Source organism: Amycolatopsis sp. NPDC057786, assembly GCF_042797905.1.
Lineage (GTDB): Bacteria > Actinomycetota > Actinomycetes > Mycobacteriales > Pseudonocardiaceae > Amycolatopsis.
Genome location: NZ_JBHVKW010000003.1, coordinates 167,031 through 181,616 on the forward strand (window position 1 = coordinate 167,031; position 14,586 = coordinate 181,616).

The window sequence follows — 14,586 nt, forward strand, 5'->3', positions numbered from 1 at the left end:
TCGAAGGCATGCGCGAACGGACACGGAGGGCGACGGCCCTGGGTGCGTCGGCCTTCATTCTCGCGGGCTCGGCCGCCCTCGCCATGCCCGGCACGGCCGCCGCCGCCGAGACCAAGACCGCGCCCTGCGGGGGATCGGTGACCGCCAAGACCGGCGACACGATCCTCGGCAAGACCCCGTTGCTCGGCATTCCGCTCAACCTCGGCCAGGCCGGTCCGGTCTCCGGGGTGCTCACGGGCACGATCGACGCGCTGCTCGGCACTCTCTGCAAGGTGACGGTGACCGTGGTGAACACCGTCGTCGCACCGGTCCCGGTCGTCGGCGCCCCCGCCGCGGAAGCACTGAACGGCGCCGTCGACGGCACCCACCAAGCCCTGACCGGTGGCGGCAAGCCCGCTCCCGGAACCCAGCCCCAGCCAGGAAAACCCGCTCCCGGCTCCCCCGGCAGCGGTGGTCCCCAGACGGGCGGACCGGGCGCTCCCGCGCAGGGCGGCGCTCCGGCGGGCGGCATCCCGGCGGCGAACAGCCCGCTGCTGCCCGGCACCTTCACCCCGAACTTCGGCAACCTGCCGTGGGGGATCAGCACGGGCTACGCCCCGATGCGCGACTACAGCTCCATCCCGATGGCGACGGCCGGTCTCTTCAGCCCTTCGCCCGGCCTCCGGTACGGCGGCCAGATCCCGGGCTACACGCCGCAATTCGGCGTCACGACCGAGAACCAGAACGGCAACCCGGACGTCCAAACAGCGGGACAGGCCGAGGCGCTACCGAACGTGAGCGACGGATTCACCCAGGACGGGAAACTGCCGCTGCTGATCGCCGTTTTGGCACTCTCCGGAGTCAGCGCGGGCCTAGTCCGCACCTGGGTCCTCCGCCGAATGGCCGCTACAAGTTAGTCCTACCGCCTAGTATCTTTCGGGTCACTCCCTCGTTATCCCCGTTGCAGTGATTCCTCATGCACTGCCACACGCCCCCACCGACCCGGAGGATCGCGCCCGTGCGGAAGACCACCATCTGGCAGACCACCCGCAAGGCGCTCACCGTCACCGCACTCGCGACCATGGTCACCGGTGGCGCGCTCCTGACGGCGGGCACCGCGTCGGCCGCGGGCACCACGCTGGCGAGCGCGTGCAGCGGCACCGTGAACGGCGGGATGGGCGACACCGTCGCGATCACCGGCACCTCGGTCAAGGAACTGGTGCGGGCGGGCGCGCGGGAAGCGGGCACGCTGGCCCTCTACGACGTCGCCGCGAACGACATCGCCAAGGTCAACAAGATCGACCTCGGCACGGTCCCGAACGCCGCGGGCGGTTCGATCGACGGCAAGACGATCGGCGCGGCCGTGCGCCAGGCGGTCAAGGACACCAAGTCCTGGGGCCTCGGGCTCAACCCCGAAAAGACGCTGAACTCCATCGAACACAAGGTCGCCGGCAGCTGTGGCCTGACGACGGTCGCGACGAACTACGTCGCCCCGGCCCTGCCGACCCCGGGCACCACCGCCCCGCAGCAGGGCGGCACCGGCGGCGGCACCCACGGCGCTCCGTCGAACACGAACCTGCTCCCCGGCGGCAGCAACGGCACCGGCTACGCCCCGCCGCGCGACTACGGCAACCTGCCGGTCGCTCAGCCGGGTGTCGCGGTGGCGCCGGGCGTGCGCTACCCGGCCAACAGCCCGCTCCCGGGCGAGGGTGCCCCGCAGTACGGCACCGACGGCCAGGCCGGACAGGGTGGACCCGACGTCCGCAACGCGGGCAACGCCGAGGCGCTCGCGACCGACGGCCTGCCCGGCGGCGACGTCCAGCTGCCGATGCTGCTCGCGGTGCTCGTGCTCGCCGGCGTGACCGCCGCGCTGGTCCGCACCTGGGTCCTGCGCCGCGTCTCCTGACCGCCAGGTACTCTTACCTGGACAAACCCTCCTGCCACGGACAGTCCGTGGCCGCGAGCCCATAGGAGGTGAGTGGTTGTGTCACGCCATTACGAGGTAATGGTCATCCTGGACCCCACGCTCGACGAGCGTACGGTGGCCCCGACCCTGGACAACTTCCTCAACGTGATCCGCAATTCGGGCGGAAGCGTCGAGAAGGTCGACGTCTGGGGCCGTCGCCGGCTGTCCTACGAGATCAAGAAGCACGCCGAGGGCATCTACGCGCTCCTCGACCTGAACTCGACTTCGGAAGCGGTCAAGGAGCTGGACCGTCAGCTCTCGCTGCAGGAGACCGTGCTCCGCACCAAGGTCATGCGCCGCGAGATCAAGCGCGCCGCGACCGCCGCCGCCAAGGCCTGAGCCGAAGGACTTTCCCGATGGCTGGAGACACCGTCATCACGGTGATCGGCAACCTCACGTCCGACCCGGAGCTTCGCTTCACCCCTTCCGGCGCGGCGGTCGCGAACTTCACGGTCGCGTCCACCCCGCGCACGCTGGACCGTCAGTCCGGTGAGTGGAAGGACGGCGAGGCCCTGTTCCTGCGCTGCAACATCTGGCGTCAGGCGGCCGAGAACGTCGCCGAGTCGCTGACGCGTGGCGCGCGTGTCGTCGTGCAGGGGCGCCTCAAGCAGCGGTCTTTCGAGACCAAGGAAGGCGAGAAGCGCACCGTCGTCGAGCTCGAGGTCGATGAGATCGGCCCGTCGCTGCGTTACGCCACCGCCAAGGTGAACAAGGTCAGCCGTGGCACCGGTGGCGGTGGAGGCGGCGGCTTCGGTGGTGGCGGCGGTGGCGGCCAGTCCGGCCCGCCCGCCGACGACCCGTGGGGTTCCGCCCCGCCCGCCGGTGGCGGCGGTGGCGGCGGCTTCTCCGACGAGCCGCCCTTCTGATCAGGCGCTCCGCCGCGGGCGAAAGCTCCGCGAGACGCCTCGAGACAACCACTACGTAGAAATCCAGGAGAAATACCGTGGCCAAGCCACCCATCCGCAAGCCCAAGAAGAAGGTCTGCGTGTTCTGCAAGGCCGAGAAGAAGGGCCGCCCGGAGAACATCGACTACAAGGACACCAACCTGCTTCGGAAGTACATCTCCGACCGCGGGAAGATCCGTGCCCGTCGCGTGACCGGCAACTGCAGCCAGCACCAGCGTGACATCGCCATCGCGGTCAAGAACTCCCGCGAAATGGCGCTGCTGCCCTACACCTCGACCGCACGCTAAGGAGGCACGTCAATGGCGAAGATCATTCTCACCACCGACGTCGCCAACCTCGGTGGGCCCGGCGACATCGTCGAGGTCAAGGACGGCTACGCACGCAACTACCTGCTCCCCCGCGGCTACGCCATCGTGGCCACCAAGGGCGCGGAGAAGAACGTGCGCACGATCAAGCGGGCGCAGGAGAGCCGTCGCATCCGCGACCTCGACCACGCCAAGGAGATCAAGGCGACCCTGGAAGGCCTCGGCGCCATCCAGCTGAGCGGCAAGGCGGCCGAGGGCTCGAAGAAGCTCTTCGGTTCGATCACCACCGCCGAGATCGTGGACGCGATCAAGGCCGCGGGTGGCCCGCTGCTCGACAAGCGCGTCATCGAGCTGAAGGACCACATCAAGACCGTGGGCAAGCACTCGGTCGGCGCCCGTCTGCACCCCGACGTCCGCGTCGACGTGCGGCTCGAGGTCAAGGCCAAGTAACACCGCTTCGGCACAGGGCGGGACGTCTCCAGCGCGGAGAGGTCCCGCCCTTTGCTTTACGCGGAACCCCATCAGGCCGGGTCACGTCTTAGGATTGACTCGACGTCGAGGCACGGGGACGCAAAAAGGGGATCTGGAACCAATGGCTTACGACAGCAACGCCGAGGAGAACCGGCAGCAGAAGGTCACGGTGTCCGCGCCGGCCAACCCCGACAAACCGGCTGCGTCGGGTGGGGGTGGCGGCGGATTCACCTTCGACAAGGACAAGATCGACGGCATCATCAAGAAGTGGACGGATCTGCAGGCCGAGCTCAAGAAGGACTACCGCGACGCGAACCTGATGGCGAACGTCAAGGCGCCCGGCAAGGAGTTCGCGAGCGGCGACTGGGAGAAGCTGGCGAACCCGTCGGGCAAGGCGTTCCTGGAGCAGAACCAGAAGATGCAGGACTACGTCAAGAACTACATCGACCAGCTGACCGCCGCGAAGCAGAAGATCACCACCAACGAGGCCGAAACGCAGGCTTCGCTCAACAAGCACAAGGCCGTGTGATGCGACGTTCCCTCGTTCTCCTCCTGGCCGCGGGCGCGCTGGTCGCCGGCTGTTCGGGCACCAAGAGCGGCACGGCGTCGTCCGAGCCGTCCTTCACGACCGGAGCCGGTTCCCCGAGCGCGTCGAGCGGTTCGTCCGGCTCCGCGCCCAAGGTGTCGAATCCCCTGAAGACCTCGTCGATCGAGAGCGACGCCTGTTCCGCGCTTTCCGCGGCGAAGCGATCCGAGCTCGGGCTCGGCGAAGGTGAACGCGGGACCACGAGCGTCGGCCAGGGCTGCACGCTCTTCGCCGCCGACGACAAGCTGAACCAGATCGACATCAGCCCGGTGCTCGCGAACAAGAACGGCCTGAGCGACGTCTACGACACGAAGGCCAACAACGAGTACTTCGAGCCGACCGAGGTCGCCGGCTATCCGGCGGTGTACGCCGCGTCGCTCGACGCCCGTAACAAGGGCAAATGCGGCCTCTTCGTCGGCGTGACCGACCAGCTGGCCGTGAACATCCTCGTGCAGTACGACAACGGACCGGGCGCGAGCGATCCGTGCCCCGTCGCGCTCAAAGTGGGGGAAGCGATGATCGAGACGTTGAAGGAGGGCTGACGCGTGTTCCTGCTGCCGATCATCGCCGGGTACTCGGCCTACAACCTGGCGACCACGAAATCCGGCGACTTCGAAGCGTCGGGCGGCGATCGCAAGATCGACTGCTACCACATCTGGGAGAAGATCGTCACCGGTCCCGGCACCGGGTCGATCCAGGAGGGCCAGGCCGCGGCGACCCGGCTCAAGGCCGGTTACCAGGAACGGCTGACCACCATCGACAGCCTGTCGAAGGAGATGGACGCCGCCTGGACCGGCAAGAGCGCCGAAGCCGCGCAGCAGTCCGGCGCGCATCCGCTGCGGGCGTGGATGGAGGACTCCGGCAAGAAGCTGGTGGACTCCGACAAGTACCTCGGCGAGCAGAACACCGCTTTCACCACGGTGAAGGCGAAGGTGCAGCAGGTCCCGAAGGACCCGCCGAAGAACAACCTGCTCAACTCCATCACGCCGTGGACCACCGACACCGACCGCGCGATCCGGGACTACAACGAAAAGGGTCAAGCGAACGTCGACGCGTTCAACGAGTACTTCAAGGCCAGTTCCGAGAACGGCAAGAAGCTGCCCACCTACTCCAAGATGGAGGGGCAGAACACGAACGTCGACGTCAACGGCGGCGGCAAGGGCAAGGACAAGGACAAGGACGGCAACGGGAACGGGAACGGCCAGGGCGACCGGAACGGGAACAACGGCATGCCGGGTATCTCGACGCCGCCCGGTTCGATGCCGAGCATCCCCGGTTCGGGCACGCCGAACATCCCCGGTTCGAACATGCCGGGTATCGGCACGCCCGGCTCGAACCTTCCGGGCAGCAACCTGCCGGGTTCGAACCTTCCCGGGTCCAACCTGCCGGGCTCGAACCTGCCCGGCGGCCAGTACAACCCGAACATCCCCGGCAGCAACTACAAGCCGCCGTCCTGGGACGACGGGACGAACGCGTCCGGCTACACCCCGCCGAAGATCCCCGGTGCGGGCGGTTTCGGCCCGGGTGGCGGCGGAGGCGGTGGCGGTGCCGGCTTCGGCGGCACCGACATCCCTGGTGCGGGCGGCTTCGGCCCGGACGGCGGCTTCGGCCCCGGGTTCGGTCCCGGCGGCGGGAGTGGCGCGGCCCTGCCCGGCAACGCGGGCGCGATGGGTGGCGCCGGCGTGGGTGGCGGCGCGGCCGGCTCCGGTGCCGGAGCGGGCCGTGGCGCCGGCGGGATGATGGGCGGCATGGGCGGTATGGGAGCCGGTGCCGCCAGGGGCAAGGGCGGCGAGGACGAGGAGCGCAGCGCCAAATTCCTCGTCGGCGACGACCCCAACGAGATCTTCGGAACCGACGAACTCACCGCACCGCCGGTGATCGGCGAGTAGTCGTCACGAGCGGGCCGGGCGCGTGCCAAGATTGGGGCGCGCCCGGCTTGTCTTGTTCCGGGCTGGACGAACGAAGAACGACTAGGGGGCAGTTCCGGTGCTGGACAAGCAGGTCACGATCACGACCGGCACCCTCATCACGCTGATCCGCCGCCGCGGCGGCGAACCGCACACGATCCTGTCGGAAACGCCGACCTGGTACGACGAGGACGCGCAGCGAGCCGAGGACGAGCGGACCAACGAGGAGCTGGCGAGCCAGGGCCTCTTCGGCGCGCGGGGGCTGCACCCCGGGTTCAAGGCGACGCTCGAAGCGATCGCCAGGCCGTCGCTGGAGTACTACGGCTGGATCGACGGCGGGTTCGAGGGCAAGGCGCTGAGCTTCACCCTGCTCGCGGGGAGCGCGGGCGGAGAGGGCTTCGTCCTCGCCCGGCACAGCGAGCACGATGGCATCGCGCTCGCGTCGGTGCGGCCGGAAGAGCTGCTCACCGAGTTCCTCGACCAGATCCCGAAACTCGCGCCGGGTCGCGGGCGGCCGGTCGCCGTCCCGAAGAGCCAGGTCGAGGCGCCGCGCTCGTCGTCGACTGCGCAGGACGAAGGCTTCGAGGTGCTTCGCAGCGGACGGCAGAGCGCCGGCAGCCAGGAAGCCGACGAGCTTCGCCGCATCCTCGCGTTACGCCGTTTGGGGAGTGGAAGCCTCTACGTCGCGGCCCGTGGCCGGAGCGGCGCGCGGCAGCGGATCGAACGCCCGGTGAACTACATCGATACGTCCGAGGGCCGGTGGCTGACCGAAGAGGTACCGGGGAGTGGCGAACCGAGGATCGCCTTCACACCCGCCGACCAGCAGATTCTCGGAGAACGACTACGGAGCGCACAGGGCAGGTTGTTCGCGTCCTGAATTCCGTGCCGTTCAGCCGGGCGGCTGGCGCCTCTACTCTCCGTGGCATTCATCCACAGGGCACCCCTGTGCGCCCGCGTGCGACACGCCGAACGACGAGTTTTGCCCGACACGCCGTGGCGAGGTGAATAAAGTTCTCCACAGTGTCTCCACAGGCCCTGACCAGCGCTTTTGTCAGACCATCCCACCGTTGCCCACAAGTTGTACACAGGCTTCGGGCCACCTGTGAAGGGTTGCCCCCAGTCATCCCCAGGTTATCCACAGGGCGGTCCCCAGGCGAAATTGCGCTCGTCCTTTCGGGGGGCCTACCGTGCCCGCCGGGCCGGTACACACCGTGGTGGTCGTCCGGCCGAGAAGGGGAGCACAGGGGAGCGCCGGACGCCGCGGGAGGGGCAGGCGAGCGCGGACGGACCGACCGGGGAAATTCTGGCATAATCGAACGCGTGTTCGATGTCTTGAGGAGGTGGCAGCAGCGGTGGCGCTGACCGACGACCGCAATCCGATGTACGCGGAGTCAGACCCGGGTCCCGGCGACCCCGGTCCGCGTGGCGGCGAGTACGACCGCCAGCCTCCGCAGGACATCGCGGCCGAGCAGTCCGTGCTCGGCGGCATGCTGCTGTCGAAGGACGCCGTCGCCGACGTCATCGAAGCCCTCGGTCCCGACGATTTCTACCGCCCCGCGCACCAGGCGATCTACGACGTCATCCTCGATCTCTACGGTCGCGGCGAACCGGCCGACCCGATCACCGTCTCCGCCGAACTGGAGCGTCGAGGCGAGCTGGGCCGCGTCGGCGGTGCCCCGTATCTGCACACCCTGATCGCGACGGTGCCGACGGCGGCGAACGCCGGGTACTACGCCGAGATCGTCTCCGAGAAGGCGGTGCTGCGGCGCCTGGTCGAGGCGGGCACGCGGATCGTGCAGTACGGCTACGGCGCGGCCGCGGCCGACGGCGCGAACATCGACGAGGTCGTCGACCGCGCGCAGGCCGCGATCTACGACGTCACCGAGCGGCGCACCAGCGAGGACTACGTCGCGCTGGAAGAGCTGCTCCAGCCGACCATGGACGAGATCGACGCGATCGCGTCGCGCGGCGGGCAGTCGCAGGGCATCCCGACCGGGTTCGCGGACTTCGACGATCTGACCAACGGCCTGCACCCCGGCCAGATGATCATCGTCGCGGCGCGGCCCGGTGTCGGCAAATCAACCCTAGGACTGGATTTCGCCCGTTCGGCGTCCATCAAACACGGTCTGACCAGCGTGATCTTCTCGCTGGAAATGAGCAGGACCGAGATCGTCATGCGCATGCTCTCGGCCGAGGCGCGGATCCGCCTGGCGGATATGCGCGGTGGCAAGATGTCCGACGACGACTGGACGCGGCTCGCGCGCCGGATGAGCGAGGTCTCCGAGGCGCCGCTGTTCGTCGACGACTCGCCGAACATGACGATGATGGAGATCCGCGCGAAGGCCCGGCGGCTCAAACAGCGCAACGACCTCAAACTCGTCGTCCTCGACTATCTCCAGCTGATGACCTCGGGCAAGCGCGTCGAGTCACGGCAGCAGGAGGTCTCGGAGTTCTCGCGGCAGATGAAGCTGCTGGCCAAGGAGATCGAGGTCCCGGTGATCGCGATCAGCCAGCTGAACCGTGGTCCCGAACAGCGGACGGACAAACGCCCGATGCTGTCCGACCTTCGTGAGTCCGGCTCGCTGGAGCAGGACGCGGACCTCGTCATCCTGGTCAACCGCCCCGACGCCTGGGAGCGGGACGACCCGCGCGCCGGCGAGGCGGACCTGATCATCGCGAAGCACCGTGCCGGGCCGACGGCGACGATCACCGTCGCGCACCAGCTGCACTACAGCCGTTTCGTCGACCTGTCCCACGACTAGCGGCGAAAGACAAGGGCCCCTACGCGAACGCAGGGACCCTTCGGACCTGGCCCGGCTCGAACGGGCAGCCTCCCCCTCCGGCTACGGACGCGCCCTTACCGGGTAGGCGCGCCTAGGGCAGGTTCGCCTCAAAGGCTAGGCGATAGCGCCTCAGGTCAGAGAAGGAATTCGAAGACGTCCTTGGTGAAGCGGCGATCGCTCATCACGGTGTGGTGCCGTCGTCCCGGATAGACCTTGAGATCACCGCGGCGGGTCTTGTCGGCGACTCGCTCGGCGAGTTCGAGCGGGTAAAGGGCGTCCTCCGAACCGGCGATCACCAAGGTGGGCGCGGTGATCTCGCCCAGTCGGTCTTCGATGTCGAACGCGTCCTCGGCGCGCAGCATGGCCACCATGCCGTCCGGATCCGCCGGGCGACCGGAGGCCATCGCCAGCAGCCCGGCCAGCAAAGCCCGTCCGGGCAGGGAACCCGCGACGGTGGGCGCCAGCGCCATGGCCGCGGCCCGGTGCCGCCCGGCGGCCAGCAGGTCCGCGTACCGGCGCTGGACGCGGCGGCCCTCCTCGCCCAGCCGGGTGCCCGCGGCGCCGACCACCAGCCGTCGCACCAGGCCGGGATGGTCGACGGCGAACTGCAGCGCGAGGCAACCGGCCGTGGAGATGCCGAGCACGTCCACCGGGTGGTCGAACCGCTGCCGCAACTCCTCCGCGTGGTGGGCGGCGAGGTCGGCCATGGTGACGCCGGGCCGGAGCCCCGGCCGCCTGCCGACCGTCAGCACGGTGAACCGTTCGGCCAGCGGTTTGAGGGACCGCACCTCCGTCCAGCGGGCGAACCCGGTGGGGTTGGCCGAGTCCGGCAGCACCGTCCGGAAGACGACGAGCGGGCTTCCCGTCCCGAACTCGAGGTACGGGGCGCCACCTGCCAGTACACCTTCGCGCATGGTCACTCCTTGGTCAGTCCCGCCGCGACGATGTCGATCAGCCGGTCGAGCGCGGCGGGATAGCGCTGCTCGCCGATGTCCTGCCGATGCAGGGTCAGGACCAGCACGGCCCGGAGCACGCCGATCAGCTCGTCGTCGTCGGTGTCGACGAGCCGCCCCTTCGCTCTGGCCGCCGCCAGGAATCCGGACAGCGGGAGCACCTGTTCCGCCCTGGCCGGCTCGCCGGGGCCGATCCGCCGGGCCACCGCCCGCATCTCCTCGGGATGGGTGATCAGCCTGCGGTAGAGCGGGTTCTCCTCGATGATCCGCACGGCGGCGCGGAGGAAACCGCCGAGGACGGCACGCGCGCTGTCGGCCTCGTCCGCGACCGCGGCCAGCCGTTCGTGCAGTAGCGGAGCCTGCCGCAGCATCAGCTCCAGGTACAACGCCTCCTTGGAGTCGAAAAAGGCGTAGAAGCTGCTCTTGGCGATCCCGGCGGGGCCGACGAGGTCGTCCAAGGAGGTCTTGCGCAGGCCCTGTGCGACGAAGAGGTCCCGTCCGGCGGCCAGGAGCCGTTCGGTGATCCGGGCGCGGTCCTCGGCGCTGAACGGGGTCGGCAACCCTGCTCCTTTTCGACTATGAACGAAATGGTTTTCCGTTCATAGCACCTCGGCCTCAGTCAGGTTGGAAGAACGCGAGCAATTTCCGGGCAGCTTCCGGTGCGGTCAGGAGCTCGTGGACCCGCGCGGACATCCGGGCGGCGGCGTCGGCGCGGTCGAACATCTCGCGTTCGTAGTCTTCGACGGCGGCGGAGAAGTCGCCCGGGTGCGCGGCCAGCGCGAGGCCGAGCAGGGCGCCGTCGAGCAGGGCCATGTTGACGCCTTCCCCGACCGGCGGCATCAGGTGCGCGGCGTCGCCGACCAGGGTGACGTCCGGCGCCGACCGCCAGGTCAGACCGACCGGGAGGGCCGCGATCGACCGTGGCACCACCGCGTCGTCACAGGCCGCGATCAGCGCGGTGAACCGGGCGTCCCAGCCGTCGAGTTCCCCGATCAGCCACGCCCGGGCGGCCGCCGGATCGTCGAGCGGCATCCCGGCGGTGGCGAACCAGTCCTCGCCGGTGCCGTAGAAGGTGAGGCCGACGCGCACGGTGCCGTCGCCGTTGCGCTGAGCCGCCAGGGACTTGCCGTCGCCGAGCGCCCAGTAGGTGCCGCGTCCGACCATCGCGGCGAGGTCCGGGTGGGTGCGGTCGATGTCGGGAATGCGGAGCTCGACGAGGTTGTGGCCGAGATGCGCCGGGCGGGCGTCGGTGAGCAGTGGACGGACCCGGGAATTCGCGCCGTCGGCACCGACCAGCAGGTCGTACGTCGCGGTGCGCCCATCGGTGAAGCGCAGCACGCCGTCTCCGGCGGAGTCCAAGGCGTGCCCCCAGCGCACCGTGTGTTCGGGGAGGGAGTCCAGCAGCAGGTCACGCAGGTCGGCCCGGTCGACCTCTGGCCGCTCGAACGGCGCGTCGTCGGGCGTGTCCTCCTGCAGCAACAGGGTGCCGTCCGGCTGGAGGAGCCGCATGTCCTGGCCCTCATTGCGGGCGATCGCGGAGAACCGGTCGAACAGACCCGCTTCGCGCAGCGCCCGCTGGCCGGTGTCGGCGTGGATGTCGAGCATGCCGCCTTGGCCGCGGGCGTCGCGCGACGATTCACGTTCGTACACGACGGCGTCGATGCCGTTGACGTGCAGAACGCGGGCGAGGGCCAGGCCGCCGAGACCCGCTCCGACGATGGCGATGGTCATGATCCCACTCCTTCGATACACCGTATTGATCAATACACTGTATCGAGCGATGCGGTGTATTGTCACCGCATGGTGGTGTGGGAGCGGCCGGAGCCGCCGAGTCGTCCGGCGCTGGCCCCGCTGAGCCGGGAGCTGATCGTGCGGGCGGCGATCCGGCTGGCCGACGCGGACGGCCTGGACGCGGTGTCGCTGCGCAAGATCGCCACCGCGCTGGACGCCGGGCCGATGCGGCTGTACGGCTACATCGAGAACAAGGAAGAGCTGCTCGACCTGATGGTCGACGCCGTCCACGCCGAGATCCGGCCCACCGGGGAAGGCTGGCGGGAAGTGCTTCGATCACTCGCCGGCTCCATGCGGCACGCGGTCCACCGACACGAATGGCTCGCCGACCTGCTCGGCGGCAGGCCCCAGCTCGGCCCGCACGCGCTGGCCACCTCGGAGGCCGTGATGGCGGCGCTGGGCGACGTCGGCATCGACTCCGCGATGCCGGTGGTCTCGGCGGTCAACGCCTACACGATCGGCGCGGTGCGCCGGGAGATCGCCGAGCGCCGGGCGGAACGGGCCACCGGCATGGACGAGAAGAAATGGCAGGCCACGCTCGGCCCCTATCTGACCCGGACCTTCGCCACCGGCAAGCTCCCCGCGCTGGCCACGGTGGTGCGCGACGCGGTCCACCTGGACGCCGACGAGACCTTCCGCGTCGGCCTCGACTTCCTCCTCGACGGCATCGGAGCCCGCGTGTCAGCGCCGTGACCGTCCCGTGTCAGCGCGGTCCGGGAACGTCATCGCCATGACCAAGACACTGAAGACCTTCCGCCGCATCGGCCTCACCGCGCTGGCCGCCGCACTGCTGACGGGCGTCGCCGTGCCGACCGCCTCCGCCGGGCAGGACCGCCCGGAACTGCGTCAGGTCGCCCAGGAATTCGTCGACGCCGGGTTCGGCGGGATGCAGCTGCGCGTCCGCGACGAGCGAGGCGAATGGACCGGCAGCGCCGGGATTCGCGAGCTGGGCAGCACCGCGAAGCCGCCGACCAACGGCCACTTCCGCGTCGGCAGCACGTCGAAGAACTTCACCGCGACCCTGGTGCTGCAGCTCGTGGCCGAGGGCCGGATCGGGCTCGACACCCCGGTCGCCGGTTTCCTTCCCGGCCTCGGGCTGGACTCGCGGATCACCGTGCGAATGCTGCTGCAGCACACCAGCGGCCTGTTCAACCACACCGGCCAGTACCACCCGGACGGCACGGTCACGCCGGGAATCCCGTGGGCGGGCAAGGAATGGGTGGACAAGCGATTCCACACCTACCAGCCGGAGGAGCTGGTCCGGCTGGCAGTGTCCAAGCCGCCGGTCTTCGAGCCGGGCGGTGGCTGGAGCTACTCCAACACCAACTACGTCGTGGCCAGGCTGCTGGTCGAGAAGCTCACCGGACGTCCCTTCGCCGAGGAGCTGGACCGGCGGATCCTGCGGCCGCTCAAGCTGCGCGACACTTTGTCGCCGGGCGCGTGGGCCGGAATGCCCAAGCCGTACGCCCACGCGTACTACCGCTATGAGGACGCAGGGCAGTGGAAGACGATCGACGTCACCCACCAGAACCCGTCCTGGATCTCCAGCGCCGGCGACATGATCTCGACGACCAAGGACCTCCAGACGTACTTTTCCGCGCTGCAGAGCGGAAAGCTGCTCCCTGCCTGGCTGATGGCCGAAATGCGCGAGACGCACCCCGGCAGCGAAAGCCTTTACGGCTTCTACGGTCTCGGGCAGTTCACGCAGGACCTGGGTCCGGGCTGCGGCATCGTCCTCAACCACAACGGCGGCGTCAACGGCTACGGATCGATGATGTACAGCTCGCCCGACGGCAGCAAGACGCTGACCGCGTCGATCACCTCGGGCGATTCCGCGAAGGACCCGCTGCCGTCGTACCCGGCGGCACTGGACAAGCTCGTCCGGACGGTGTTCTGCGGCAAGTGAGCGGTCAGCGCGCCCGCTCGGCCAGCCGGGCCGCCAGCGCGCCGACCAGGTCGCGAAGCTCGGCCGGCCGTTCGATGACGAACGGCCGGTCGAGCGCGGCGAGCCGCGAGGGGATCCAGTCGAGCCGTTCGGCCCGGATCCGGGTGCGGACCCAGTCGCCGTCCGCTTCCAGGGTCGCCACTGACGGCGGTAAGACGGCGCGGATTTCCTCGGTCCGCGCCTGGATCCGCACGGAGACGTCGTGCCGGTACGGCGTCTCGGCCAACGCGGTCAGCACTCGCTCGGCCGGTTCGAAGTCGGTGGGGGCCTCGAAGGTCCCGGGCCGCGGCTCCGCCGACTTGATCCGGTCGACGCGGAAGGTGCGCACCTCGCCGCTGGCCGAGTCGAAGCCCGTCAGGTACCAGCGTCCGGAATGCGCCACGACGCCATACGGATGGACGACGCGTTCGCTGGCACCGCCGTGCCCGGCGAGATACGCGAGCCCGACCGGATGCCGGTCCCGCGCCGCCTCCGCGACGGTGAGCAGCACCTCGGCCTCGGCCGAGAGGGCTTTCCTGGCCGGTGCGGTGAAGTCGGCGGTCTCCAGCAGCGCGTCCAGCCGTCGGCCCAATGGTTCGGGAAGCACCCGGCGGACCTTCGCGACCGCGCTCTCGACGGCCGCGACCGACGTGGTGATCAGCCCGGCACGCCGCCCCGCGACCAGGCCGAGCAGGACGGCCAGCGCCTCCTCGTCGGTGAGCATCAGCGGCGGCATGCGGTAGCCGGGGGCCAGCCGGTAGCCGCCGTACCGGCCGCGTACCGAGCGGACCGGGATGTCCAGGTCCACGAGGTGTTCGGCATAGCGGCGGACGGTGCGTTCGTCCACATCGAGCCGCTCCGCGAGCTCGGCGACGGTGCGCGTGCCGCCGGTCTGGAGGATCTCCAGCAGCGCGAGCACACGGGCGATGGGCCTGGTCACAGCGCCGAGAATACCGGGCGGATCCTGCCCGGTATTGCTCCTAGCGTGGCCGGTGTCCCGCTTTCCGGCACCGAAA

General features: G+C 69.4%; 17 protein-coding genes. 13 read left to right on the forward strand and 4 right to left on the reverse strand.

Features of this window, described 5'->3' with window-relative positions:
• Positions 1-8 precede the first annotated feature (8 nt).
• The 11 genes from ACFVM3_RS03745 (at position 9) to dnaB (ending at position 8,881) form a co-directional block, all read left to right on the forward strand.
• Entirely contained in the window at positions 9-896 is an 888-nt protein-coding gene (locus ACFVM3_RS03745; RefSeq protein WP_378435236.1) for a hypothetical protein, read from the forward strand.
• A 101-nt stretch (positions 897-997) separates the two neighbouring features.
• Entirely contained in the window at positions 998-1,885 is an 888-nt protein-coding gene (locus tag ACFVM3_RS03750; RefSeq protein WP_378435238.1) for a hypothetical protein, read from the forward strand.
• Between the two features lie 78 nt (positions 1,886-1,963).
• Entirely contained in the window at positions 1,964-2,284 is a 321-nt protein-coding gene (gene rpsF, locus ACFVM3_RS03755) for a 30S ribosomal protein S6 (RefSeq protein WP_378435240.1), read from the forward strand.
• Between the two features lie 17 nt (positions 2,285-2,301).
• A complete protein-coding gene (locus tag ACFVM3_RS03760; protein WP_020632569.1) occupies positions 2,302-2,811 on the forward strand; it encodes a single-stranded DNA-binding protein in 510 nt (169 codons plus the stop codon).
• 77 nt (positions 2,812-2,888) lie between these two features.
• Positions 2,889-3,137, forward strand: coding sequence for a 30S ribosomal protein S18 (rpsR, locus tag ACFVM3_RS03765; RefSeq protein WP_005168122.1), 249 nt, complete (start codon positions 2,889-2,891; stop codon positions 3,135-3,137).
• A 12-nt stretch (positions 3,138-3,149) separates the two neighbouring features.
• Positions 3,150-3,605, forward strand: a complete 456-nt coding sequence (rplI, locus tag ACFVM3_RS03770) for a 50S ribosomal protein L9 (RefSeq protein ID WP_005168124.1) — start codon at positions 3,150-3,152, stop codon at positions 3,603-3,605.
• Between the two features lie 142 nt (positions 3,606-3,747).
• On the forward strand, positions 3,748-4,155 hold the full coding sequence (locus ACFVM3_RS03775; RefSeq protein ID WP_378435242.1) for a hypothetical protein: 408 nt from the start codon (positions 3,748-3,750) through the stop codon (positions 4,153-4,155).
• The gene (locus ACFVM3_RS03780; protein ID WP_378435244.1) at positions 4,155-4,754 is read left to right on the forward strand and encodes a DUF3558 domain-containing protein; all 600 of its coding nucleotides are present in this window, start codon (positions 4,155-4,157) and stop codon (positions 4,752-4,754) included. The genes ACFVM3_RS03775 and ACFVM3_RS03780 overlap by 1 nt, the downstream gene beginning before the upstream one ends.
• A gap of 3 nt (positions 4,755-4,757) precedes the next feature.
• Positions 4,758-6,101 (forward strand): PPE domain-containing protein, encoded by a 1,344-nt coding sequence (locus ACFVM3_RS03785; protein WP_378435246.1) that lies wholly within the window; start codon positions 4,758-4,760, stop codon positions 6,099-6,101.
• 97 nt (positions 6,102-6,198) lie between these two features.
• Complete coding sequence (locus ACFVM3_RS03790) at positions 6,199-6,996, forward strand: ESX secretion-associated protein EspG (protein WP_378435248.1); 798 nt, start codon at positions 6,199-6,201, stop codon at positions 6,994-6,996.
• 475 nt (positions 6,997-7,471) lie between these two features.
• The gene (gene dnaB / locus ACFVM3_RS03795; protein ID WP_007032313.1) at positions 7,472-8,881 is read left to right on the forward strand and encodes a replicative DNA helicase; all 1,410 of its coding nucleotides are present in this window, start codon (positions 7,472-7,474) and stop codon (positions 8,879-8,881) included.
• Positions 8,882-9,036: 155 nt separating this feature from the next.
• Here the strand turns inward: dnaB and ACFVM3_RS03800 are convergent, their stop codons facing one another.
• The 3 genes from ACFVM3_RS03800 to ACFVM3_RS03810 are packed head-to-tail and all read right to left on the reverse strand — an operon-like array spanning position 9,037 to position 11,586.
• Complete coding sequence (locus tag ACFVM3_RS03800) at positions 9,037-9,816, reverse strand: alpha/beta fold hydrolase (protein ID WP_378435250.1); 780 nt, start codon at positions 9,814-9,816, stop codon at positions 9,037-9,039.
• 2 nt (positions 9,817-9,818) lie between these two features.
• Positions 9,819-10,415: a TetR/AcrR family transcriptional regulator gene (locus ACFVM3_RS03805; protein WP_378435252.1), complete on the reverse strand. Its 597-nt coding sequence runs from the start codon at positions 10,413-10,415 to the stop codon at positions 9,819-9,821.
• 55 nt (positions 10,416-10,470) lie between these two features.
• Positions 10,471-11,586, reverse strand: a complete 1,116-nt coding sequence (locus tag ACFVM3_RS03810; RefSeq protein WP_378435254.1) for an FAD-dependent oxidoreductase — start codon at positions 11,584-11,586, stop codon at positions 10,471-10,473.
• Positions 11,587-11,655: 69 nt separating this feature from the next.
• Here ACFVM3_RS03810 and ACFVM3_RS03815 point away from each other — a divergent pair, with 69 nt between their 5' ends.
• Complete coding sequence (locus ACFVM3_RS03815; protein WP_378435255.1) at positions 11,656-12,339, forward strand: TetR/AcrR family transcriptional regulator; 684 nt, start codon at positions 11,656-11,658, stop codon at positions 12,337-12,339.
• 37 nt (positions 12,340-12,376) lie between these two features.
• The gene (locus tag ACFVM3_RS03820) at positions 12,377-13,552 is read left to right on the forward strand and encodes a serine hydrolase domain-containing protein (RefSeq protein ID WP_378435257.1); all 1,176 of its coding nucleotides are present in this window, start codon (positions 12,377-12,379) and stop codon (positions 13,550-13,552) included.
• 4 nt (positions 13,553-13,556) lie between these two features.
• On the opposite strand, the gene ACFVM3_RS03825 is transcribed toward ACFVM3_RS03820, so the two are convergent.
• On the reverse strand, positions 13,557-14,510 hold the full coding sequence (locus tag ACFVM3_RS03825) for a helix-turn-helix transcriptional regulator (RefSeq protein WP_378435259.1): 954 nt from the start codon (positions 14,508-14,510) through the stop codon (positions 13,557-13,559).
• Positions 14,511-14,586 lie beyond the last annotated feature (76 nt).